The organism is Alteromonas alvinellae (assembly GCF_902705805.1).
Genome location: NZ_CACSIH010000194.1, coordinates 1 through 23,131, shown reverse-complemented (window position 1 = coordinate 23,131; position 23,131 = coordinate 1). Strand labels below are relative to the sequence as shown.

24 protein-coding genes are annotated in these 23,131 nt (G+C 41.7%); 10 read left to right on the top strand and 14 right to left on the bottom strand.

Annotated features, from left to right (window positions below; translation table 11 throughout):
* The first annotated feature begins 445 nt into the window (after nucleotides 1-445).
* The 9 genes from ACX5KA_RS14035 (at nucleotide 446) to ACX5KA_RS13995 (ending at nucleotide 5,954) form a co-directional block, all read left to right on the top strand.
* On the top strand, nucleotides 446-880 hold the full coding sequence (locus ACX5KA_RS14035) for a MerR family transcriptional regulator (protein WP_012516906.1): 435 nt from the start codon (nucleotides 446-448) through the stop codon (nucleotides 878-880).
* A 75-nt stretch (nucleotides 881-955) separates the two neighbouring features.
* Nucleotides 956-3,199, top strand: a complete 2,244-nt coding sequence (locus ACX5KA_RS14030; protein WP_012516907.1) for a heavy metal translocating P-type ATPase — start codon at nucleotides 956-958, stop codon at nucleotides 3,197-3,199.
* Between the two features lie 11 nt (nucleotides 3,200-3,210).
* The gene (locus tag ACX5KA_RS14025; RefSeq protein ID WP_012516908.1) at nucleotides 3,211-3,564 is read left to right on the top strand and encodes a cupredoxin domain-containing protein; all 354 of its coding nucleotides are present in this window, start codon (nucleotides 3,211-3,213) and stop codon (nucleotides 3,562-3,564) included.
* 8 nt (nucleotides 3,565-3,572) lie between these two features.
* Nucleotides 3,573-3,911 (top strand): DUF2933 domain-containing protein, encoded by a 339-nt coding sequence (locus ACX5KA_RS14020; protein ID WP_458731463.1) that lies wholly within the window; start codon nucleotides 3,573-3,575, stop codon nucleotides 3,909-3,911.
* Nucleotides 3,904-4,569 (top strand): methyltransferase family protein, encoded by a 666-nt coding sequence (locus ACX5KA_RS14015; RefSeq protein ID WP_012516910.1) that lies wholly within the window; start codon nucleotides 3,904-3,906, stop codon nucleotides 4,567-4,569. The genes ACX5KA_RS14020 and ACX5KA_RS14015 overlap by 8 nt, the downstream gene beginning before the upstream one ends.
* Complete coding sequence (locus tag ACX5KA_RS14010) at nucleotides 4,553-4,963, top strand: hypothetical protein (protein WP_012516911.1); 411 nt, start codon at nucleotides 4,553-4,555, stop codon at nucleotides 4,961-4,963. The genes ACX5KA_RS14015 and ACX5KA_RS14010 overlap by 17 nt, the downstream gene beginning before the upstream one ends.
* Before the next feature lie 17 nt (nucleotides 4,964-4,980).
* Nucleotides 4,981-5,352, top strand: coding sequence for a hypothetical protein (locus ACX5KA_RS14005; protein ID WP_012516912.1), 372 nt, complete (start codon nucleotides 4,981-4,983; stop codon nucleotides 5,350-5,352).
* A gap of 99 nt (nucleotides 5,353-5,451) precedes the next feature.
* Nucleotides 5,452-5,697: a DUF5676 family membrane protein gene (locus ACX5KA_RS14000; RefSeq protein ID WP_012516913.1), complete on the top strand. Its 246-nt coding sequence runs from the start codon at nucleotides 5,452-5,454 to the stop codon at nucleotides 5,695-5,697.
* Nucleotides 5,698-5,798: 101 nt separating this feature from the next.
* Entirely contained in the window at nucleotides 5,799-5,954 is a 156-nt protein-coding gene (locus tag ACX5KA_RS13995) for a hypothetical protein (protein WP_012516914.1), read from the top strand.
* A 155-nt stretch (nucleotides 5,955-6,109) separates the two neighbouring features.
* Here the strand turns inward: ACX5KA_RS13995 and ACX5KA_RS13990 are convergent, their stop codons facing one another.
* From ACX5KA_RS13990 to ACX5KA_RS13970, 5 genes are all read right to left on the bottom strand, one after another.
* Nucleotides 6,110-7,435 (bottom strand): APC family permease, encoded by a 1,326-nt coding sequence (locus tag ACX5KA_RS13990; RefSeq protein WP_012516915.1) that lies wholly within the window; start codon nucleotides 7,433-7,435, stop codon nucleotides 6,110-6,112.
* A gap of 157 nt (nucleotides 7,436-7,592) precedes the next feature.
* Nucleotides 7,593-8,339, bottom strand: coding sequence for a copper resistance protein B (locus tag ACX5KA_RS13985; protein ID WP_278345796.1), 747 nt, complete (start codon nucleotides 8,337-8,339; stop codon nucleotides 7,593-7,595).
* A 9-nt stretch (nucleotides 8,340-8,348) separates the two neighbouring features.
* On the bottom strand, nucleotides 8,349-10,163 hold the full coding sequence (locus ACX5KA_RS13980; RefSeq protein ID WP_458731462.1) for a copper resistance system multicopper oxidase: 1,815 nt from the start codon (nucleotides 10,161-10,163) through the stop codon (nucleotides 8,349-8,351).
* A 665-nt stretch (nucleotides 10,164-10,828) separates the two neighbouring features.
* Nucleotides 10,829-11,560 (bottom strand): MauE/DoxX family redox-associated membrane protein, encoded by a 732-nt coding sequence (locus ACX5KA_RS13975; protein ID WP_012516918.1) that lies wholly within the window; start codon nucleotides 11,558-11,560, stop codon nucleotides 10,829-10,831.
* Nucleotides 11,553-12,083 carry a DUF305 domain-containing protein gene (locus ACX5KA_RS13970; RefSeq protein WP_012516919.1) on the bottom strand — a complete coding sequence of 177 codons (531 nt, stop codon included), beginning with the start codon at nucleotides 12,081-12,083 and terminating at the stop codon, nucleotides 11,553-11,555. Before ACX5KA_RS13970 ends, ACX5KA_RS13975 begins: the two co-directional genes overlap by 8 nt.
* Before the next feature lie 121 nt (nucleotides 12,084-12,204).
* Here ACX5KA_RS13970 and ACX5KA_RS13965 point away from each other — a divergent pair, with 121 nt between their 5' ends.
* Entirely contained in the window at nucleotides 12,205-12,600 is a 396-nt protein-coding gene (locus ACX5KA_RS13965) for an ion channel (protein WP_015066041.1), read from the top strand.
* Nucleotides 12,601-12,847: 247 nt separating this feature from the next.
* Here ACX5KA_RS13965 and ACX5KA_RS13960 read toward each other — a convergent pair whose 3' ends face one another.
* The 9 genes from ACX5KA_RS13960 to ACX5KA_RS13920 form a co-directional block, all read right to left on the bottom strand.
* Nucleotides 12,848-13,207, bottom strand: a complete 360-nt coding sequence (locus tag ACX5KA_RS13960; RefSeq protein ID WP_020742705.1) for a DUF6488 family protein — start codon at nucleotides 13,205-13,207, stop codon at nucleotides 12,848-12,850.
* Between the two features lie 17 nt (nucleotides 13,208-13,224).
* Nucleotides 13,225-13,737, bottom strand: a complete 513-nt coding sequence (locus ACX5KA_RS13955) for a hypothetical protein (protein ID WP_061486897.1) — start codon at nucleotides 13,735-13,737, stop codon at nucleotides 13,225-13,227.
* Between the two features lie 20 nt (nucleotides 13,738-13,757).
* Nucleotides 13,758-14,456, bottom strand: coding sequence for a HupE/UreJ family protein (locus tag ACX5KA_RS13950; protein WP_196898114.1), 699 nt, complete (start codon nucleotides 14,454-14,456; stop codon nucleotides 13,758-13,760).
* A 4-nt stretch (nucleotides 14,457-14,460) separates the two neighbouring features.
* Entirely contained in the window at nucleotides 14,461-17,607 is a 3,147-nt protein-coding gene (locus tag ACX5KA_RS13945; protein ID WP_458731461.1) for an efflux RND transporter permease subunit, read from the bottom strand.
* A gap of 12 nt (nucleotides 17,608-17,619) precedes the next feature.
* On the bottom strand, nucleotides 17,620-18,858 hold the full coding sequence (locus ACX5KA_RS13940; protein ID WP_281716260.1) for an efflux RND transporter periplasmic adaptor subunit: 1,239 nt from the start codon (nucleotides 18,856-18,858) through the stop codon (nucleotides 17,620-17,622).
* A complete protein-coding gene (locus tag ACX5KA_RS13935) occupies nucleotides 18,855-20,144 on the bottom strand; it encodes a TolC family protein (RefSeq protein WP_196898120.1) in 1,290 nt (429 codons plus the stop codon). Before ACX5KA_RS13935 ends, ACX5KA_RS13940 begins: the two co-directional genes overlap by 4 nt.
* 87 nt (nucleotides 20,145-20,231) lie before the next feature.
* Nucleotides 20,232-21,176, bottom strand: a complete 945-nt coding sequence (locus ACX5KA_RS13930; protein ID WP_196898122.1) for a M56 family metallopeptidase — start codon at nucleotides 21,174-21,176, stop codon at nucleotides 20,232-20,234.
* An 8-nt stretch (nucleotides 21,177-21,184) separates the two neighbouring features.
* A complete protein-coding gene (locus ACX5KA_RS13925; RefSeq protein ID WP_012516825.1) occupies nucleotides 21,185-21,571 on the bottom strand; it encodes a BlaI/MecI/CopY family transcriptional regulator in 387 nt (128 codons plus the stop codon).
* Between the two features lie 145 nt (nucleotides 21,572-21,716).
* A complete protein-coding gene (locus tag ACX5KA_RS13920; RefSeq protein WP_012516826.1) occupies nucleotides 21,717-23,006 on the bottom strand; it encodes a tyrosine-type recombinase/integrase in 1,290 nt (429 codons plus the stop codon).
* Nucleotides 23,007-23,131 lie beyond the last annotated feature (125 nt).

The following is a 23,131-nucleotide window of genomic DNA, read 5'->3' as shown; positions in this document are numbered from 1 at the left end:
TGCGCGTGCTGTATAGGTGCTTACTGTGCAACTTCTTTAACCCAATTTTGTATACTTTCAAATATTGAAATTCTGATAAGTGAAAACATTAAGCAAAGCTCATTTTCAGATATAAATATTACCCCTTTAATTGGTATACACTCTCCTCCCTTCCACCCTCCGATTAAGAGCTACACATAAACTCAGTGAGGCTTTTCTCTAAGTTTTCTTTACTAATCAATTGCAATCAAAGAATGTCTTAGACGATCAACTGCTTAATTAATATACATTAAGACACTGTTTGCTATCAGTAAACGAACAGCAAGTATTATCCGCCTCACTTACAAACGCATTACATCTTAGAACCGAAAGTTTCACGAGTTACATGCCTATTGACTCGCGTCCCACAAACAGGTTTAGCCTTTAGGTATAAGTAAAATTTTAGGTTAAAGACATCGGAACAACTATGAAAGTAAGAGAGATCGCAAGCGCCTTGGCTACAACGCCAGATACTGTTCGCTATTACACGCGCTTGCAGTTAATAACGCCGGCAAAATCTGACAATGGTTATAAATTCTATTCAACGAAAGATGCTTCCAGGTTGCGGTTTATATTAAGTGCAAGGCATTTAGGTTTTTCAGTTGAAGATATCAAGCAAATTCTCAGAGAAGCAGATAATGGAAAGACCGCTTGTCCCCTAGTTAGAACCTTAATTGCAAGAAGGCTAGCAGAAACAGAAAGACAATTTAAGGCAATGTTGTTACTCAGGCAAAATATGATGCTGGCAGTAAGGAAATGGGGAGCAATGGGTGACAAAGCCCCATCCTCACACGTGGTCTGTCATTTAATAGAAGAGTTTGAACACACCGTCCTGGAGGAAAACATAAATGACAGAACTTAATGCAGGTGTTTCTTCAGAAAAATTGTTGTCCGTCAAAAAACAAGTCTTCTAAAAATAGGAAAAAAGGAGAGCACTATGAGTGCAGAAGTAACACAGCGACAATTAGTGATAGAAGGCGCCGGATGTGCCAGTTGCGTTGGAAAAATAGAAGCTGCCTTGAAGCAGACGCCGGGAGTGCAGAATGCCGAAATGAACTTTGCAGACAGAACAGTACTTGTATCGGGTACAGCGGATTCTCAATTATTGGTTCAAGCAGTAGAGTCCGTTGGTTACAACGCAAAGCCTTTCGAAGATAAGCCTGACACTGATGTAGTCGATGAAAAAGAAGCAGCGGATAGGACCTATTACAAAAAGCTGATGCGAGATACTTTCATTGCGCTTTCGCTAGGTATCCCTCTAATGACTTATAGCATTGTTGTCGACGAAATGACGGTCGAGACTAATGTCGAGAGGTTGTTGTGGCTAGCAGTTGGCCTACTGACGCTGGGTGTAATGTTCTTTTCCGGCCGGCATTTTTACATCGGTGCGTGGAAGAGCTTTAAAAATCATTCTGCCAATATGGATACACTCATTGCACTTGGTACAGGCACAGCATGGTTCTATTCGATGTTGGTAGTGTTGGTACCTGAAGCAGTGCCGTTAATGGCAAGGCACGTTTATTTTGAAGCTACAGCTATGATCATTGGTCTAATTGATCTGGGGCTTGCCTTAGAACTAAAAGCCCGCGGAAAAACCTCAGAAGCAATCAAACGTTTAATTGGATTACAAGCGAAAACAGCCACGGTTATTCGCGACAATAAAGAGGTCCAGGTCGCTATCGAGCAAGTGCTTTTTAACGATGTCATCAAAGTCAGGCCTGGAGAAAAAGTGCCTGTTGATGGTGTGGTTGTTGAAGGCCATACGTCAATCGACGAGTCAATGCTAACCGGGGAACCGATGCCAGTTGAAAAATCACATGACGATGAAGTCGTTGCTGGAACTCTCAACAAGTCAGGAATGTTTCTATTTAAAGCAACTCGAGTAGGTAAAGACACGGCACTGGCGCAAATCATTGCAATGGTTAAACGCGCACAAAATTCAAAGCCGCCTATTGGGCGCTTGGCCGACGTGATATCCGCTTACTTTGTTCCTGTGGTCATGATTATATCTGTGCTCAGTGCGCTAGCATGGCTGAACTTTGGGCCTGAGCCCGCACTGGCATTTGCCATAGTTTCGGCCACCACTGTATTGATCATTGCTTGTCCATGTGCATTGGGCCTAGCCACGCCGATGTCAGTTATGGTGGGGGTTGGAAAGGCTGCTGAAGCCGGCGTGCTAATTCGCAACGGCGAAGCGCTACAAACGGCATCAAAAATCAGTGTGATGATACTGGATAAAACCGGAACGATTACGGAAGGTACACCCAAGGTCACTGACATAATTTTAGCCAATTTCAGTGATGAAAAGACAGTGCTGCAATTGGCAGCTAGTCTGGAAAATGGTTCAGAGCACCCATTAGCAATGGCGATAGTAGAAAGTGCCCACGACCAGGGCATTGAGCTGCTGAAAACCGAAGAGTTTAATGCGATTACCGGTATGGGGGTTGAAGGCCGTTGTGAAGGAAAGGCCTTATTGTTTGGTAACAGCAAGCTTATGGCTTCAAAAGGGGTGGGCATAGGTAATTATTCAGAGAAAGCACAAACACTGGCCAAAGACGCCAAAACTCCCATGTATTTCGCTGTAGATGGACAACTTGCTGCCATCATAGCGGTTGCCGACCCGATAAAACCTGACTCTGTTTCTGCCATCAAGCGTCTTCAGGCTAATGATATCCGGGTCATCATGTTAACGGGGGACAACAAAGAAACTGCTGCTGCAGTGGCAAAGAAAGCGGCAATAAGCGAGTTTTTTGCTGAAGTATTGCCCGAAGATAAGGCCAACAAAGTACATGAATTACAGCAGCAGAGAGAAGTAGTGGGTATGACTGGTGATGGAATTAACGATGCTCCGGCTCTTGCCTTGGCTGATGTTGGCTTTGCCATTGGTACAGGAACGGACGTTGCCATTGAAAGCGCCGATATCACCCTGATGCGCGGCTCGTTGCATGGTCTGGCCGATGCTATAGCGGTTAGTAAAGCCACCTTGCGCAACATTAAGCAAAACTTGTTTGGAGCCTTTATCTACAACGTAGCAGGTATACCTTTTGCGGCGGGCGTGCTCTATCCATTTTTCGGAGTATTGCTAAGCCCAGTTATCGCCGGAGCCGCCATGGCATTTTCTTCGTTAACAGTGGTATCAAATGCGAACCGGCTTCGCCTATTCAAGGCAAAGGACCACTAAGGAGTTTTCTTATGATGATAATTAATATTGTGGGACTTACGGGTATTGCACTGATTATTTGGTGGTTTTGGTTATACAAGCCTGATCAGACAGTTACTGAAAGTAACGAAATACTCATAGAAGTAAAAAATGGCGTGTACTCACCAGCGTCTATTCAGGTAAACGCAAACCAATCTGTTACGTTGAAGTTTTTGCGCAAAGATGAGTCTCCCTGTTCCGAAGTACTGCTAATTCCTTCATTAGATATCAGTGAGCAGCTAACGCTTAATGAGGTAACACCAATTCACCTCGAAAACGTCCCACAGGGCGAACATACTTTTCACTGCCAGATGCAGATGTATCGCGGTGTTCTTACGGTGGTATAGGAGGAGTCATGAAAAACAGTCCCCCCAGATTTTGGTCAACACCTACAGGGTGGGCAGCATTAGCGATGATCGCTGCCGTTACTTATTTTTTAATTTTCGAACATGGTCATCATGTCCTTCAGTTTCTTCCCTATTTGATTTTATTGCTGTGCCCATTCATGCATATATTCATGCACAGTAGCCACGGTAAACACGGACACGCCCACGAACATTCTCGCGACAGTGACAATAAGCAGAAAAGTTTTCAGGAATTGAGTGATAACAACGCGGCTTATCGTGATGGATACATTCAGGGGTTGGAGGAAGGCCGAAAGGAGTCACTTAAAAAGGACAACCAAGATGAATGATACATATGATTATGGCTTATGGTCAATGGTGATACTGAACTCAGCTATTTTTATCTTTTTTGCATTCAGTTTTGTAAAGCCAAAATCTTCCACCGACTGGCGAAGTTTGGGGGTATTTTCTGCGTTTATTGTAGCCCTGTTTACCGAAATGTATGGCTTCCCACTGACTATTTATTTCTTGTCAGGATGGCTTGCTGAAACCTATCCGGAAGTAAACTTTTTTGCGCACGAAAACGGACATCTGTTGCATACTTTCTTTGGTTTTAAAGGCGACGCCCACTGGGACCCATTTCATATCGCCAGTATGGTATTTATTGTTGCAGGATTCTTTATCTTGTCCTCAGCATGGAATGTGCTGCACCACGCTCAGAAGAACCATCACTTAGCTAAGACTGGATGGTATGCGCGGTGTCGCCACCCTCAATATTTAGCCTTCATACTGATCATGTTCGGTTTTTTGTTGCAATGGCCGACCATTCCCACACTGGTCATGTTTCCAGTTTTAGTTGTTGTGTATGTGAAACTGGCAAAGCGTGAAGAAGCTCTGGCTATTGCTGAATTTGGCGATGAGTATGTGAGCTATATCAACACGACACCTGGCTGGATCCCAAACCTCAACTTTAAATTAAAAGGTGAAAGCCATGAAAAAATTCACTAAATCAATCATTTTTTCAACCACATTAGTAATGGCTGCAACATCGCAAGCTCAACAAATGGAAGAGCATGAGCATAAGGGCTCAGACAAGCCAGAGATTCAAACGGGAATGCCTATGCGTGGCCAAGATATGCATATGATGAATGCAAAAATAAAGTCGATGAAGGAAGAAGTTAACGCTATCAAAGAAGAAAAGAATCCCAGCAAGCAGCGTGAAATGATGAAAAAACACATGCAATCCATGATGGGAATGATGCATATAATGCACGAAAAAATGGAAGGGCAACCCATGCAAAACCAAGTTGATATGGCAGAAAGGCATCTTAAGATGATGGAAGTAATGATGTCGAAAATGGATGGAAGCCATTCACCCGAATCTCAGAAACATTCAAATTAACACCCGAGGAGAAAGATATGAGTGATTTAGACCACAGAGTCGGTGTCAGAGAAGCAAATTTAGTCGTTCGGAATTTACGGCTCAGCAATGTCTATGAGGCAAATTGCGAGCCCCTAATTGAAGAGATTGACAAGCTCTTTGGCATTGATGAGGTGAGCTACAACATCAAAGAAGGGGCTATTCACCTGGCATATGATGCGACACATATCGATTTAGACGGTATTGAAGCGATCATTCGAAAACACGGCGCAGATCTTCACAATGACTGGTGGACACACACAAAAGAAGGTTATTACCAGTTTGTAGATCAAAATATAAAAGACAATGCGACGCACAAACCGTGGAGTTGCCACCACTTGCCGCAGGGCGCTCACAGGAAGCGTACATAACCTTAATGTGCTCTACGTTCTCACTCAACAACAATGCTGAGCGATGTCGTTACATTATGATGCTGGCTTTAAGGAGGCGTAAGATGAAAATTCGAGAAAATGTATTTGCGTTCGCGTGCGCCGCATCGTTCAGCTTCGAGAGTGTTGTTAGTTGTTAGTTCTTTGTTCATTATTACAATGCCCGACATGATGTCACCCATGGCTGGTAATATAATGTTTTCAGACTGGCAAGGGATGATATGGAACGTGCCTTTATTGGGTGTAGTGATAGGCGGAGCTTTATGGGCTTTGTTCGCAGGTGTACTGGGTTGGCTTATTGCCAGTATTTACAATAGGCAGCTGTAGTAGTGAGGGCTAAATAAATAGTCAGTATTTGTCCTTTTAGCACAGGTACGATATTTGCTGATATCTACTGCCACATAAATTTAAACTAACGGTGAGATATTATGATAACCAATAATTCAGAATTAGCCTTACAGCAAGCCATGCAACTACCCAGTCAAACCAATACAGAGAAGCAGGGTTGTAGCCAGCCACCTGAGTCAAAAGGACAGGAGTTTGCTGAAATAATGAATACACTGAAGCAGCAAAAAAGCGGTTAAAGTGTGCCACGAGTAAAAATAACCGGCACGCTAATGCCGGTTAATTCCTTTCCTATTCATAACAACTGCGCTTACCTTTTAGGCTGCTACTCTGCCTACGCTGAATATTGTCTTACTCCGTCGATGTAGTTCATGAACAGCTTCAATGATTTGCATCAGTTATAATTTTTATCATCATCATCATACGCATGGAGCTTTAGAAACCATTTCTCAGCCGCGAATACGATAAGAAGTCCAGCCACAGAAATCCCAACAATGAAGATATCTGATTTTGCTTTCACCCACATAAAAGATAGAAGAACAATGATATCGAGAATAATTGCACTGACTAGTACCCAAGCTTTAGCTTGCACATCATCTCGTAAATGCTTGAACACTCCCCAGTGGATGAAGATATCCATTACGATATAAAAAACTACACCGATTGAGGCTATGCGGCTCAAATCGAAGAATATGGTAAGAAATATTGCGATGACTAACGTATAAATTAAGGAATGTCTTCTTATATCTCCCGGTAATGAAAAATGACGGTGAGGCACAAGTTGCATTGATGTAAGCATCGATAGCATTCTTGAAACAGCGAAGATGCTGGCAACGACACCGGAAGACGTGGCAATAATCGCGAAAGCTATAGTAAACCAAGCACCATACTGGCCGAATGCGGGTCGAGATGCTTCAGCAAGCGAATAATCTTTTGCCTGTATTATTTCGCCAATTGATAAATTTGCTCCTACTGCAACTGCGACAAAAACATAAAGTACCACACAAATGGATATAGAAATGACTATGGCCCTTCCTACATTTTTTTCTGGTTGTTTGAGCTCGCCTCCGCTGTTTGTGATTGTAGTGAATCCTTTGTATCCCAAAATACCAAGTGCCACGGCTCCGAGAAAACCGGTTGCGCTGGTATCTTGCGGTTGAGCTGAAACGCTCTCAAACGACAAACCGGTTGCCCACAGCCCACCAATTGCCAAAACTGCAAGTCCTGCTATTTTGATAAAAGCCATAATAAATGAGAGGGTCTGTATGAATTGATTACTCAAAATATTAACAATGAATGCCACAATAAGAAGACTCACGCCAAGCGCTGGTATAAGCCACTCAGCGCCCTGAGAGTCAAACAATTGTAGAACATAAGTGCCAAAAGTGCGGGCTACCAAACTTTCATTGATAACCATGGAAAAAAACATTAGCAATGCACAGGCACCAGTCAGCAGACCTCTACCATAGGCTTTTTTCAGAAACATGGCGATACCACCTGCAGAGGGGTATTTCTGTGCCATTTTGATGTAACTGTATGAGCTAAACCCTGCAATTATCGCTGCAACTAAAAACGCAAAAGGAAACCATGTGCCTGCCAGCTCTGCTATTTGCCCGGTTAAAGCAAATATACCAGCACCTATCATTACACCAGTTCCCATCGATACCGCGCCCCAGAGGCTTAACGAATCTTTCCTGTTTGAATGCTCGTGTTCATTCATATTGGTTACTCCTTTATGTCATGTGAGCCTGAGTAACAACAAAAGCAACCTGCAGCAAATATAAGGACACAGGCCCATTACAAAACAAATTCGAAGACGTGTAGAAAGAAATAACTGGCAATGGCATACCAGTTATTTCATTTTTAGCGTAGGGCGTTTAAAACCAAATCCTTGCACCTAACACTACACCAGTTTCACTGGTTGACTTGCCTTCAGCCTTTAATGCATCAGCTGTATTTCCCAAAGCTTTGCTGTAATAAACACCGACATAAGGTGCTACCTCCCTCACTATTTCATGCCGATATCGCAAACCAATACGAATATTACTCAACCCGCTTTGACGGTCATACTTTTCAGAATCGGTGAGGTTGGCAACAACTTCCAGTCGCGGTTGCAGATAGGAAACTTGACTTAGTTGCCAGTCATATTCGGTTTCATTGATGAACTGCATGTCACCGTCTTCGTTAATACGCAGTGAATTTTCCATTTCAAACCAGTAAGGAGCTAGACCTTGATAACTGACCACCGCATAGTTCTCCATATCCGCATCTGATGACAGCTCTCCCGTTGTGCCCACACCAAATTGTATAGACCAAAAAGAAGAAACTAGATAACCGTACAACAGTTCTGCTCGTTCCAGATCAGTAGGCATTCCATCGTTTTGTGTATTTTCGCCTTCGCTTTTAAAAACAAGACGATGGTAATCTCCGCCATACCACGCTTGCATGTCCCAGACCCCTATATTTTGCTGCTCATCAGTGCGAGTATATTCAAGTCGGTCAAATAGAACTTGGCCAAAATATTCATTAGGAATAGGAGATGGCCAGTCATCTCTTGATTGAGCCAAAGCATTGTCAACGCTCAAAGTTAATGTTATTAGGCCTGCTATTAATATCTGTTTCATTTTAATCTCCTATGCGACCTGTACAACACGAAACATACCTGCTTCCATGTGGTATAGCAGGTGACAATGAAACGCCCACTCACCGGGGGCATCTGCGCTGATTTGTAACGAGACCTTCTCTCCAGGCTTGAGGCTGATCGTGTGTTTACGAGGTCTAGGATATTGGCCGTTTTCAAGTTCCATCCACATACCATGTAAATGAATAGGGTGATCCATCATAGTGTCATTAACCAAGATCAGACGTAGTCTCTCGCCATAATTGAAACGTACATATCCGTCTACTTCACTAAACTTTTTGCCATCGAACGACCACATGTACCTTTCCATATTGCCCGTTAAGTGAAGCTCAATTTGACGTTCCGGCTCTCTTTCGTCAGGCCAAGGACTTTCACCGACTAAATCTGTATAAACAAGGACACGATGTGGGCTGTCTTCCAAACCGATCCCAGGTTCATCCAACCTAGAACTTGGATTTTTAGCAATCATCGCTGCACCAGCGCCGTGCCCGTCTTCGCTGTGGACAATGTCTATGCTTTCTACTGGGAGCTTTTTGGAGGGGGTCATTTCTCCTTCCATTTGGGTGCCATGCATTGTATGGGCGCTATGCTGCCCCATTCCTTTCATTTCACCTTTTGGAGCAGCCATGCCCGAGCTGTCGACCTTGGACTTATCCATATTCATGCCTTTCATACCAGACATGTCCACCCCCATCGCCGCCATACCACGCTCTGTGATAACTCGCTGTGGGGGAACCTCTGCAGTAAGGCCAATTGACGGGGTTAGGGTGCCACGCGCATATCCACTTCTATCAAAACTTTCCGCAAAAAAGGTATAAGCTTTTCGCTCTTTTGGCTGAACGATTACGTCATAAGTTTCCGCTACTGCAATTCGAAACTCATCCACATTTACTGGTTTAACAGGCTGACCATCTGCAGCTACAACTGTCATTTCAAGCCCTGGGATGCGAAAGTCGAAATAAGTCATCGCAGAACCATTTATGATCCTCAACCGGATTTTCTCGCCTACTTTAAACAGGGCTTGCCAATTATCTTGTGGTGTCCGGCCATTCATTAAGTATGTATATGTACTGCCTGTAACGTCAGCTATATCGCGAGGGCTCATACGCATTGCACCCCACATAGCACGCTCTTCCCATGTATCGGCAAGCCCTTTTTTCTTTACGTCTTCTAACGTGTCGAAAATAGTTCGCTTTTGATAATTGTAATAACCTTCCGCTACCTTCAGTTTTCGCATAACGTCATGGGGGTCTGAAAACGTCCAATCGCTTAAAATAATTGTATGTTCCCTATCAGCCCCAATGTCCCCATCTGCGGGGTCGATCACAAGAGGTCCTAAATGGCCCAACTGTTCCTGGAGGCCTGAATGACTGTGGTACCAGTAGGTGCCGTTTTGCTCGACATCGAATGCATATTTAAATGTTTCGCCAGGTTTTATTCCGGCAAAGGAAACTCCCGGAACGCCATCCATATCTGGTGGTAAAATAATCCCGTGCCAGTGTATTGAAGTATCTTGGTTTAGGTGGTTAGTTACATTGAGGTGCGCTCTCTGTCCTTCTTTCAATCTAATCAACGGGCCCGGCATTTGACCATTGATCGTTATAGGTGAGCCCATATTTGAGCCTATTGGCAATTGCGCTTTTGACACATTGAGATTTTTAATATCACCTGTCAAAACTTGATCTTTAAAATGGCGACCAACAGGTGCTGCCCATAGAGGACTAACGTTGGTTAACGCAGCCGCAGCGCTTGAGGTCAGGGCAGCGAGCACAAATCTTCTGCGACCGTTGTCGATAGAATTTTTCATAGTTTTTAGCCTTTGAATTGATACTAACTGGACGAAGGAATTTCATCCATTTAAAAAGTATTACTAACTAAGTCAGTACCTTAGGCTATCGGGGGACGAAAAGGTGGAGTGAAAATTTTGGGGGGAACAGCTAGAGCGATAATGTCATACTGCTCAGCAAAAGTTGTTTCAAATTGACGAATGGGAACGTAAAAAAGACTTGCAAAGTGGTAGCAATTGGTAGCTATACACATACATCCATCATTGCAGCAACCTGATTTACCCGAATGCGAGGGGTGTCCATCAGTGTGAGCGCTTTGATGCTTAGAACTAGGTGAACTGCTACGTTTCTCCTCATGAGCGTCTGCGAATTTGTGAGAAACCTTAGTTAATGAGCTATGTTCATCCATTTTCATTTCACACGCATCAACTGGCACGGTAAACAGTACCAATAAATATCCAATGCATAGTGTGAAAATAATAGATCTCATAACTTTGTATTTGCTCTCAACCTTTACGCGACGTTATTCCCTTAGAAAAGATAAGTCTTAAGGACACTTTAATCAATGACATTTGCTTGTAACTAAGATAAACAACTTCCTATGTAGTTAAACAAGCAGTCTTTTCAATCTTAAAAGCTGATAGAGTTACTTTTATTAAGTTTAGTCGATAAGCAACTCTTGTAACTAAAAAGATAACATGAGTAATGCGCCTGCTATCATAAAAATGTTTTCTGATAGTGAAACAAAACCTAACGGCACGTTACTGTCCCCACCGACACAAGCACATTTGAGCTCCCGTTTATCCACATATACTGCTTTAAAGACAGAAATTGCCCCAACGGTTCCTATAAATAGTGAAAATGGCGCAACAGCTATGGCAGGCAGTTGAGCTACCATTCCTATCCCCGCGTAGGCTTCAAGAAATGGGTAGATGTAACCATATCGAAGCCACCTCATTGCCAACAAATCGTAGGTTATGAACGAATTTGTAAAACTATACAAATCCTTCAATTTTTGAACTGCAAGTAGTGTCATTGAGAAAGCAATAAAGAGAACCAGTGTTCTTATAGAGATGAAGTCTTCAGAAACAAAAAACTGGAATGCTAACGATAGCAGAGCTGCCACAGAAAAAATCGCAATAACAGGTGCATAAGTAGTTCCGTTCTGCCCCGCTTCTCCTTTCCCGAAGTATTTACGAAGCTCATCATATCCACCAACTCGCTTTTCTTCGATGAAGGTTTGAGGCGTCGTTTCTACACCATGCTTTTGCTTGAAATCATCGGTGTCATTACGTGAAGTAAGATGATTGTCTTCTACTGAATAGCCTTCTCGCTCTAGTAAGTCTTTTGACCTTAAACCGTAAGGGCAAATGTGCTCTTTAGTAACCATTCTATATAGGATAGCTTTCTTACTCATTTTCCTTTCCTTTATTCAATTTACCTTCAAATTGAGGAATTGGACGCTGTTCGGCCTGTTCCTGAGTTGTTACCTTGCCATTCTTATTTATATCCTCTATCAACCACTCCATCTCCTTTATTTCCTTTCGCTGAGCTTTAATAATGCCGTTTGCTAATTCTCGTACGCGAACGTCTTCAAGGTTAGAACGCTCACTAGTCAAAATAGCTATAGAGTGATGAGGAATCATTGCTTTCGTGTAAGCGGTATCTGAAATGGTACTTTGTGAACGAACAAGATAGATACACAAGGCGAAAGTAAGTGCCGCTATTATAAAAATGGCTGTATTGAGTTTCTTGTTGCTATACATACCTAACATGAAAGCTAACATTATAATCGCCATGCCTGCCCCCATATAGAGTGCCATATAAGTCCTTGTCTCACTGAACCAGACATGCGAGATAGCGTAGGTATTTAAGTACATCATTAAAAACATCGCTACAGTTGAAGTTATTATCATTGCAGCGAACTTAGAGTATTTCATATGTAATCCTTACTTAAGAAACAGTTAATATTTGTAAATCTTTCTAACAAAAGAAAGCTTGAGAGAGGTTACAAACCAATCAATCTTAACTAGTCAAGTTTTGTACCAACAAGGAAATATTATGTTTTTGTCTATATTAATAGTTTTAACTGCACTGTTGATCTGCGTAGGGCTGCATCTTTTTAATATTTCAGTAGTCGCGGACAATATCAGCGAGAGATTGAAGGGAGCTTGGATAAAAACACTGTCGGTAGTCGTTATTGCCATTTCGAGCCAACTTTTACTAGCAGTCATTTTTACTCTGGCGTATGAAATTGGACTTTATTTCGAGCTCGGCGATTTTAAGCAACCTGCCACTTCCATGGATATTTTTTACTTTTCACTAACTACGATTACTACATTGGGTCTTGGAAGTATCGAGCCGGACGGACATCTACGAATGATAGCAGGAGTTGAATCGGCTACAGGGTTTCTACTAATAAGCTGTTCAGCATCGAAAGTGTTCAAGCATATGTAATGTAAAAACTGTAACCTGAGAAGATGTAAACCTCACCCGTCAGGACTAGTTTTTAATGAAACAATGTTTCGCAAATTATTGTCTTTTTAGATACTAAAAAGCGAACAATAGAGCACTCTTTGCTTCTCTCTTAAAGAAGTTTGAGGGTATAGCTTAGCAAACGTTTCAGAACCAAAAGCACGGTTGAAAGCTGACTTTATGATTCTGAAAATCTCTTGTTCGAAACTTAAATTCTCATTAACTTCGATTAATGAGAATGGCCATGACCTTTGTCAAATGAGGTTGCCTTTTCAACATTGAGGACTTTTCCTTTTTTGCTAATGCTAAAGAAAAGAGTTTCACCGTTCTCAGAGTTTGTCGCTTTAACTATATATTCTCTCTCTGTCGCTTCAACTAATTCGAAATCTCCCTGTGCGACCTTATTCCATGATGTGTCCAGCTTCCCTACAGACATTCCATTATTTTTAAAAGTAAGTGTTTTAGCCGTTGTCTGGGCAGCTTGGATGACCTCCATAACACTTACCTCGCCATGCGCTCCTCCATGTGCGAAAGCATTAGAAGAAGCTAAAAGCGCAGATGCAATTGTTAATACTTTTATGTGTTTCATTCTGTGATTCCTCATTTTTACTTTAAACCTTCAACGATGTATTCACCGCTGAAAATTAGTTGAACATCAATATCTTTGTCTGTGTTGTTTTTCCAATACCAGCCATGTGACCCGTTAAAAGGAACAACAAAACTCCCTTTCATACTTTCAACAGTAGCGACAGTGTATGACTTAAAATAGCCAGTATTATCACCATCTGGTTCACCATGAAGATCGACATATAGCTCGCCATTACTTGTTTGCCATTCATAAGTGACCTGCTGGCTCTCCATCATGCTGAGCTTATACTCGATACCTTTACCTGCTGGAACAGTAACGACCACTGTATCTTGGTCACCGTCTGTACTTGTCTTAGCAGAAGGAGATTCTCCGTCCTGATTAAATACTGTTAGACCGAGCTTCTTTCCGACACCAGTAGGGTCAATGTCATACTCAGCAGGTAAAATAAATAACACTAGAGACACTACTGCTACTGACAATGCAATTACAGTCGCTTTTATCAGTGCACGATTTGTTTGATTAGATTCCATAAATATATTTCTCATAAAATTTAGCTAACAAAATACCCTGTTAGTTGCATCCCAACTAACATAAAACCACCACTCATCAAGGCTGTGTTCGTTGCCGCAGAAAAACGGTCGAAACTCTCGAATTGACGCCAAAAATTAATTAACAGAAGAATAAAAATAAGAGCCATAAACTGACCAATTTCTACTCCAATGTTAAAGGAGAGTAGATTTAGCGCTAGCCCATCTTCAGGTAAGTGAAACTCTTGGATCTTTGTTGCCAATCCGAAGCCATGAAACAAGCCAAAAATAAGTACAGCTTTCTTAGGGGCGGGTTGTTTACCAAAGAAGTGGGTGAATCCTCCGAGGTTATCAAACCCTTTATAAACCACTGATAAACCGATAATTGCATCAATCAGGTATGCATTAACTTGGATATTAGCTAGGACTCCAGTCATTAGAGTTAAACTGTGACCTATCGTGAACATACTTACGTAGAGCAAGACGTCTTTACTATTTCTCAGAAAAAACAGCACTCCCACTAGAAACAGCAAATGGTCATAACCCGTAACCATATGTTTAGCTCCGATATACAGAAAGGGAATTATCTGGATACCAGTGTTGTTTTCTAAGAAGTTACGTGTACTGTCGTCTACACCGTGTGCAAAGGCTTCAAACGAAGCCATTGCACACAGAGATAGAAGAAGGTACACCAAATGCGTTAGCTTTAATTTACCTAACATTTATTTACCCTTCGCTTTTCATTAATGAATTCCCAGAATTGTGCTCTTCAGACTTGTCGTTCGAATGTAAAATTCGAAATAGTGCGGGTAAGACGAAAAGCGTTAAGATTGTTGAAGAAATTACACCTCCTATTACAACGGTTGCCAATGGTCTTTGAACTTCAGAGCCGATTCCTGTGTTTAATGCCATTGGAATAAAACCTAGCGAAGCTACGAGAGCTGTAGTGATAACAGGTCTTAATCTCGTTACTGCTCCTTCAATAATTGCACTTTCGAGCAATTGGTTCCTCGAAATTAAATCCCGAATAAACGAAACAAGCACTAATCCGTTCAGAATTGCTATACCAGATAACGCTATAAAGCCGACTGCCGCAGATATTGAAAAAGGGATGCCTCGAAGGTACAGAGCAAAGATCCCCCCTGTAAGTGCCAACGGAACCCCTGAAAAAATAATGAGCGAGTCTTTTATCGAACCTAGTGCCAAGAATAAAAGTAAAACAATAAGAACAAGTGTGACTGGCACCACAATGCTTAAACGCTCAGACGCAGACTGTAGCTTTTGATAAGTACCACCATATTCAATCCAGTAACTGGCAGGTAATTTAACTTTAGATTTAATCGCTACCTGTATATCTTGAACAAAGCTACCTAAATCTCGACCACGCACGTTGGCAGTAACAACGACTCTGCGCTTTCCGTTTTCGCGGTTGACTTGATTAGCTCCTAAAATAACTTCCATATCAGCAAGCTCTTTTAGAGGTATATGCTCACCATTTGGTAAGGAGATAGGCAAATTAGACAGCGAATTTACATCTTGGCGCTTTTCCTCAGGAAGACGCGCTACAATATCGAAACGTTTATCGCCTTCGTAAAATTTTCCTGCGACTTGCCCCCCCATAGACACAGCTACTTGTGTTTGAAAGTCTTCAAGGCTAAGCCCGTATAATGCGAGCTTTTCTCTGTGCGGTAGAAAAGTGAGTACTGGAAGACCTTTAGTTTGCTCTACCTGCACATCACGTATACCTTCAACATCCTGAATTGCCGTTTCGATTTCTTTCCCGAGTTCAGCCAAAGTATCAAAATCATCACCAAATACTTTTATTGCAAGCTCTGCTCTAACTCCAGCAAGCAACTCATTAAATCGCATCTGTATTGGTTGGAGAAATTCATACCTATTGCCTGGCACAGGTGTAACTAGTTCTTCTAATTCAGCAACTAGCTGTTCTTTAGTCTTATTAGGGTTAGGCCATTCGCTTCTAGGCTTAATAATTATAAAATTATCAGCAACGCTAGGAGGAACTGCATCTGTAGCTACATTCGCGGTACCTATTTTTGCAAATACGCGCTCTACTTCGGGTAACGCTTTTATTCTCTCTTCAAGTACTTTCTGCATCGCAATAGATTGCGATAGTGAAGTACCAGGAATTCTCAGCGCATGCATCGCGATGTCGCCCTCATCAAGGTTTGGCACAAACTCACTGCCGAGCCGCATCCCCATAAATGAAGCCAGCACAACTAATGAAAATGCAACTGTAATGACCAGCCATCTCGCCTTTAAAATAACCTTCAGAGCAGGCCTATAAAGTGATACTGAGGTATTGATAATGATGTTTTCTTTCTCAGTTACCTTGCCTTTGAAAGTTAGCGCAATAGCAGCAGGGATAAATGTAATTGAAAGTACCATCGCGCTAACAAGAGCTATTACTACCGTTATTGCCATTGGGTGAAACATCTTTCCCTCAACACCTGATAGCGCAAATATAGGTAAGTAGACTGCGGTGATTATGAAAACCCCGAATAAAGCAGGTCGAATGACCTCTCGTGTCGCATCGTAAACTAAGGATAAACGTTGTTTGGCGTTAAGCTCGCCTTTTTGAGTGGCATGAGAAAGTCTCCTCAAACAATTCTCAACGATAATGATAGCCCCGTCGACTAACAATCCAAAATCGAGTGCACCTAAGCTCATCAGATTCGCTGTTGTTCGTGTTTGAATCATTCCCGTTACAGTCATAAGCATGGCGAAAGGAATAACTAAAGCTGTCAAAAATGCGGCTCTTATGTTGCCTAATAGTAAGAACAGAACAACAATGACCAAAATAGCCCCTTCAGTAAGGTTCATTTTGACCGTATCTAATGTTGTATTGACTAGTTTTGTTCGATCGTAGACAGCGTTTACGACTATTCCTTCGGGAAGTGACGCTCTAATTTCTTTTATTCGTTCACCAACACCTCTCGCGACCTTTTGGCTGTTCTCGCCTATCAACATAAAGACTGTACTCAGCACGACCTCTCGACCATTCTGTGTTGCAGCCCCAGATCTTAGCTCCTTACCTTCTTTTACTTCCGCGACGTCTTTTACTCGAACAATCTTGCCAAGGTCTGTAGGCAAAGGAATCTCAGAAATTTGTTTAAGCGTTTCCACTTGTCCAGGCAGTCGAATTAACCATTGAGCACCATTTTTCTCAATAAAACCTGCACCTTTATTTGAATTATGCTTTCCTACTGCATTTATGACATCTTGCTGAGTTAAACCGAATAACAATAATTTATCGGGGTTCAGTGCAATAAGGATCTCGCGCTCAAATCCTCCAATTGGGTTGACTTCAACAACGCCTTCTACTTGCATCAATTGTGGGCGAATTACCCAATCATGAACTGTTCTTAAGTCTGTCGGGGAAATTGGACGACCATCTTCATTGGTTGCCCCTTCCTTAGCGTCAACCGTGAACATGAATATTTCACCAAGTCCCGTAGAAATTGGCCCCAACTCAGGCTCCAGTCCTGAGGGAAGTTCAGATTTTGCAGCGTTAATACGTTCATTGACTAATTGCCTAGCAAAATAGATATCAGTGTCATCATTAAAGATTGCAACTACTTGTGATAATCCATAGCGAGATACAGAACGCGTATAAGACAGGTTTGGAACTCCTGACAATGCGGTTTCAAGAGGAAACGTGATACGTTGCTCTACCTCCAGTGGGGTATACCCAAGTGCCTCTGTATTTATTACAACCTGCACATTGGTAATGTCTGGTACAGCATCAATTGGCAGCTTTTGGAAGTTCCAAAGGCCAAGCATCGCTACCGCGAAAACAAAAACGAGAATTAGCTTACTTCTCTCGATTGAAAATTTTAAAATAGCATCTAACATTCAAGGAGTTCCTTAGTGGTCGTGAGACGCGCCCGACTTCTCAATATCAGCCTTTATTATGTAGCTGTTGAGAGTGACATATTCTGTTCCAGAGGGAATGCCGTTTAGTACTTCAACCCATCCCTCTGCTTTTCGGCCGAGCTCAAGCATCCGAACTTCGTATTGATCACCAAACTTTCCATAGACCACCGTGAAATCTCTGAAAGCCTGAAGGGATTCCTCTTTCACAGCTCTTTCAACGGTGAATGAGTCAAAGAGAATTTGGGCAGTTATAAACTGTCCTGGTGAGTAAAAGCCGTCATTATTATTGACAATGGCGCGATAGACTTTTGCTTGCGAGCCGTTAACGGCATAAAGGCTGTCAAAAATTTTAGTGCTTATCGTCTTATCGTGACCCGGAACTTGTATATCGACGGGAGCATCTAACAATTTCTTGTTTTGGTCTTCTGGATATACGTTCAGCTCTGCTATTAATTGCGAGGTATCAGTAATAGCGACTAGTTTCTTGTCTCCCGATTGTTCGCCTACCCCAATATCCTGAAATGTAATTAGGCCATCAATCGGCGATTTAACTTGATAACTTTGCAAGCTTTCGCTTGATTGGATAGTGAAAAGAGTCTGCCCTTTCTTTACTGCTTGACCTAAAATGACATCAACAGAAGTTACTTCGCCTGGATAACGCGCAGATATATTCCTCACTGCATTGGGAGGTAAAACTAACTGGCCATATACTTTCAACCGCTCATTAAGTTTTTTACTCGATACGAAATCGGTTTTAATGTCCATAGCCTTTGCTAGTGAATCATCTATTTTTGTCCTTCCTTCATAGTTATCGTAAGACCATTCGTATGTTTTGCCTTGGTAATTGGCGGTAAGTGAAACTAAAAAAGAGTGAGGTTCATAGATAACCATGTCACCGCGCAGATAATTGCCCTCAACATAAAAATCTATGTCATCGATGCCATCTCCCAAACGCGTGAGTTTTACGTGCACTTCAATGTCTTCAGCTGATATTCGCTGTCCTGCATAACTAGCGTATACACGAAATTCGGGAGGGGTGCCGGTTTCATAAATCGCCAGCTCGATAGCAAGGTCACCCTGTCTCAATACTCGACCATTATTAGGGCCTTTCTCTACTTCTTCTTGAGCAATTTCTTTAGCTGACTCAGCAACAGCTAGGTTACTGATTGCGGATAAGCTAATGCCAATATGGGCAAATGCTATTAAGGTAAATAATTTGCGAAGTTTCATAGTGCTCTCTCATTCTTGGATACCGAAGTACCCGTTAATCTCTCTAATTCAATGTTAAATAGTTGAATGTTGGTATAGGCATCGATTAGGCTCTTCTGCGCATTTAACAGTTCTTTCTGGACTGCAAAGAGGTCCGTATATGAGTAACTTCCGATGTTGTATGCTCGACTAGCTTGCTCATTTGCTTGCTCTAACATCGGAATGGAACTGTTTGATAATTTTTGGATTACATGGAGGCTGTGCTTTAATTTGTGAGTCAACAATAGAGCATCAGTGGAAATACTTTGAAGTAAGGCATCAGATTCAGCAGCACTTTGGCTCTGCTTTGCTCGCAAAGACGTGATTAATCCTTTATTACGACCTTCGCCTCCAATAGGTATTGATATCCCAGCTACAAATGCAAAGTCGTCAATTACTTCGTTTCGTCTAATGCCTGTCGACACTTCCCAAGCGGGTGACTCCTCTACTACTGCCAAATCAATTTCAGATTCAATTTCTTGTTGCTGTAATATGTAGCGTTGGATTTTCGGGTTTTCCTTCAATCTTTTCAAAACTTCATCTAACTCAGAAATTGAAGGAATATTTGTAAGCGTTCCAGTTACTGAAAAGTTTGTAGTGCCCTTCCACTGCGCCGCTAATGCAGATTTTGTTGCTGCAATCTCATGAACAAGATCTTCTACTTCTAGCTCGTACAAAGATAGCGAAGCGCGAGCGCGGAGTTCATCGATAGCGTTAGCTCTTGCTGCTTTTACACGACCTTCTACATTGTCCAAGAGATCTTTCGCTTGGTCTTCTGCAATCTTCGCTAACTTTAAGTTCTCTTTTTGAGCCAATAAGGTTATATACAATCGTGCTGTATTTGCTGCGATATCAACGGCTCTAACCTCTTGATCAATTGTAGTTGCATCAGCTTTCGATGAAGCCAGATTGACCCTAGACTCGATAATGTCATTTTCAAGTAACCATGAAATGCTCAATGTTGCTTGCAATCCAGATACCCCTGAGTTGTTGCCAGAGCCCAAGAAATCCTCGAGTTGCGCATTAACTACTTTAGGCGTGCCAACCTCAGCTTGAGTAATAAGAGCTTTTGCAGCCTCTGATTTATGTGTGAATACATGTAATTCAGGATGTTGTTGCAGAGATAGACTAATTGCATCATTCAATGTGAGTATTTCTTGTGCATTAACACCAACAGACATCCCACTGATGGACATGCTTATAAGCATACCACTCACAAAAAACCGATTGATGATCGGTTTTTTGCTTAATTTTTTTCCAAAAAACATAAATAAATTCCTTATGAAAGCTTTTTAAAAGCCTTCGACTAGGTTTGAAAATAAAAACCGTTCACCGGTCGGTTTTCAGAATTAATTTTAATGGCTAAACACCGTTTCAATAAGATGATGAACACCGTCTAAAGAAGTCATACATAGAAAAAATAATGCAATGGCAAAAGAGAACGCTACAGTCTTATTGATAGGTGACAACTGCAACCTACCCAAGAGGAAATAGATGCGTTGCTCAAGAACATCTGCGCCGAAATTTACAACTAAAGCGCTTGACTTAAGTATGTGCTCTTGCGCATTCAGCTTTGCAACTTTAACTAAAGTGCTTGCAACAAATATCCGGTCAATTCCTTCTTCTAATACAGCATTGTCTGCATCTTGTTCCATAGCCAACACCATCTGTAGAGTTAGTAATCTTGCTATTGGTGCGAAATAAAACGAGACCAAAATACTAAACAGCCACTTTTTCAGGGGATCATTATTTACAACATGCGCTCTTTCGTGCTTTAAAATGACATCAAGTTCTTCGGGAGTAACCTCATTCAAAAGCCCTGTAGTTATGAAGCATTTCTTGCTCCGTATTCCAGAGGTAAACGCTGCAAATTTAGGTATCTCAACTTCATATACCCCCCGGCTTAAGTTTTTTGAGAGGCAAGTTAGCAAGCTCACCTCCTGTCTATGAAGCCATAGCTGTCTCGTCTTTGAAGTCAATACAAACATCATGTAAGAGAGCAGGAGTATTATTGTAACTGCATGCCAACTAAACCAGTTGAAATCTGATATATGATGCCAATGAGCATATTGTTTAGTTTCAAATATGCTTGAGTAGACATATATATCAAGTAAGTAAAGACAGACTAAAATGCTCATTATCCATGGCATTGAAACACAAAACCAAAGCAGAGCTTTCCTTGGTTTTAACTGAACAGATGTTAACTTTTGTCCTAGTAAAGATACGCCAATAGACACAACCAAATTAGTTATTGCGAATGCAATAGTAAAAATTGCTAGCAGGTTGAAGAATATTGTCATTATTTTACTTAATCCTTGTTCACTGACTTGAGCTTTTTTTGCTCTTCTATAAGTTGCTCTAGTTTAGTTAGTTGGTCGACACTAAATTCACTTGAGATGGAAGAAAAAGCTGCGATAAGGCTGCTATCGTCGCCAGCAATAAAGTCACTAGCAACTGACTTTATAAGCTGTCCGATCAACTCGTATCTCTCGACTTTTGTGTTATAGATATATGCATGCCCCTCTTTTTTTCTGGCTAGAAGTCCCTTTTTGAAAAGGCGATCAAGTGTACTCTGGTAGGTATTTAAGCTTCCTCCCCTCACATTTATGAAATGCGAATAAAGTTGCTTTACATCAACATCTTTGTGCTTCCATAAATAATGTAGAACTAGCTTTTCAAGTTCACCAAGATTCATATTCGCCGCACCCTTTTAAAAAACCGATTAACGATAGGTATTATACATAGAGAGTACCGACCGGCAATCGGTTTTTATCTCAGTTTTTTTTTCACTTCATCGTTAGGCGGAACTTATTAATAATATTATCTCACTATATTTTGCACTAAATACACCCACGCTTTCTCAACTCCTCAGCCCATTCTTTAAAGCGTTTTTCGTCGCGCTCTGCGGTCTTTGCACGTCTGTTCAATGTTTTCTTAGACAATGCTTTGGGCTCTTCTTTGTCAAATGTTACTCCAGACAAAGCATCGGCAAACATTTCCGGCTTTACGTGACTATAGTGCTGCTCGATCATTGCTGTACTGGTTCCACATTGGCGCGCAATTACGTCCATGCTGGTTCCGTTGAGAAGCTGCCACGTAATGTAGGTATGTCGAAGAGAGTATAGCGTTCGCGGTCCTCTGGGTGACTCTTTTAATCCCGAACTTTGGAGAGCTTTCTCAAATGCCTTACCTAATTGCTTTGTGGGTTCACCATTTGCTAGCAAAAATAGTTTTTGGTTAGGTGTACGCAGTGGAAAACGTTCTCTGAGTCTAGTTAAAGCACCAATCACATCACGTTTACAAACTACTTTACGAGGGCCTGTATATTTTGTTGTTTTACCTTTGGTGATGTGAATGAAGAATTGAGCTTTAGACCCTTGCGTTTTTATTTCGATGTCCTTCCACGTTAAGGCGTCCATTTCCGTTCCGTGCCTAATACCAGTATTTATTGTTATTTCACAATAATCATAAAGTAACTCACAGATCTGACGAGTTTTTTCACTATGGGCATTAAATTCTCTTTCTAGTATTGCGTCCAATACAGCTTCGTATTCCTCTTCCGAAAATGCAGAGCGGCGTTTGCCTGCTTCACCTTTAGATGAAAGAACAGGTACTTGAGCGGCGATCATCCATTTTTGCTCAATAGCTTCTTTAAAAACGAGCTGAAGAGCAGCATTGTGAGTTAATAATGTAGAGGAGGCTGGAGACTTCTTCATCCGCCCTTTACGCCACTCATCAAATTTAGATATTTCTTCTTGGTCAATTGAAGTAATAAATGTCCGTGAAAAGTAAGGTATGTGGTAGTTTTCTAAAGCTCGAATATAGTCTTTATAGGTGCGTTTACCGCCCCCGTGTTCTAGTTGCTCTTCAAGCTTTTCGATGACGCGGTCAGCTACGTCTTTGAATCGCTTACTTTGGACTAGTGTGTTATTTTCGTGTCTAATTTGGTGGTCTAAGAAGATTCGATGTGCCATGGCGATAGCTTCGTCTTTATCTTTCTTCTTAGTTGATTTACAGAGCCATTTTTTGTGATTGGTTAGTATAAATCGCGCATACCAGCGCTCACTGTTATCTTGTTTAAAGATATACAGCTCGTCGTTTATGTCGTGTCTTTCAGTCTGTTTTGCCATAGCGCCAGTAAAACAGAAAAGAACTGTTTTTGTAAAGAATTGGCAAAAAAATAAAAGTTTATATATTTCAAGTGTTTTAAGGTGTTATTTGCATTGAAAATCCGCGTGCCCCTGCGGCTGCGCCG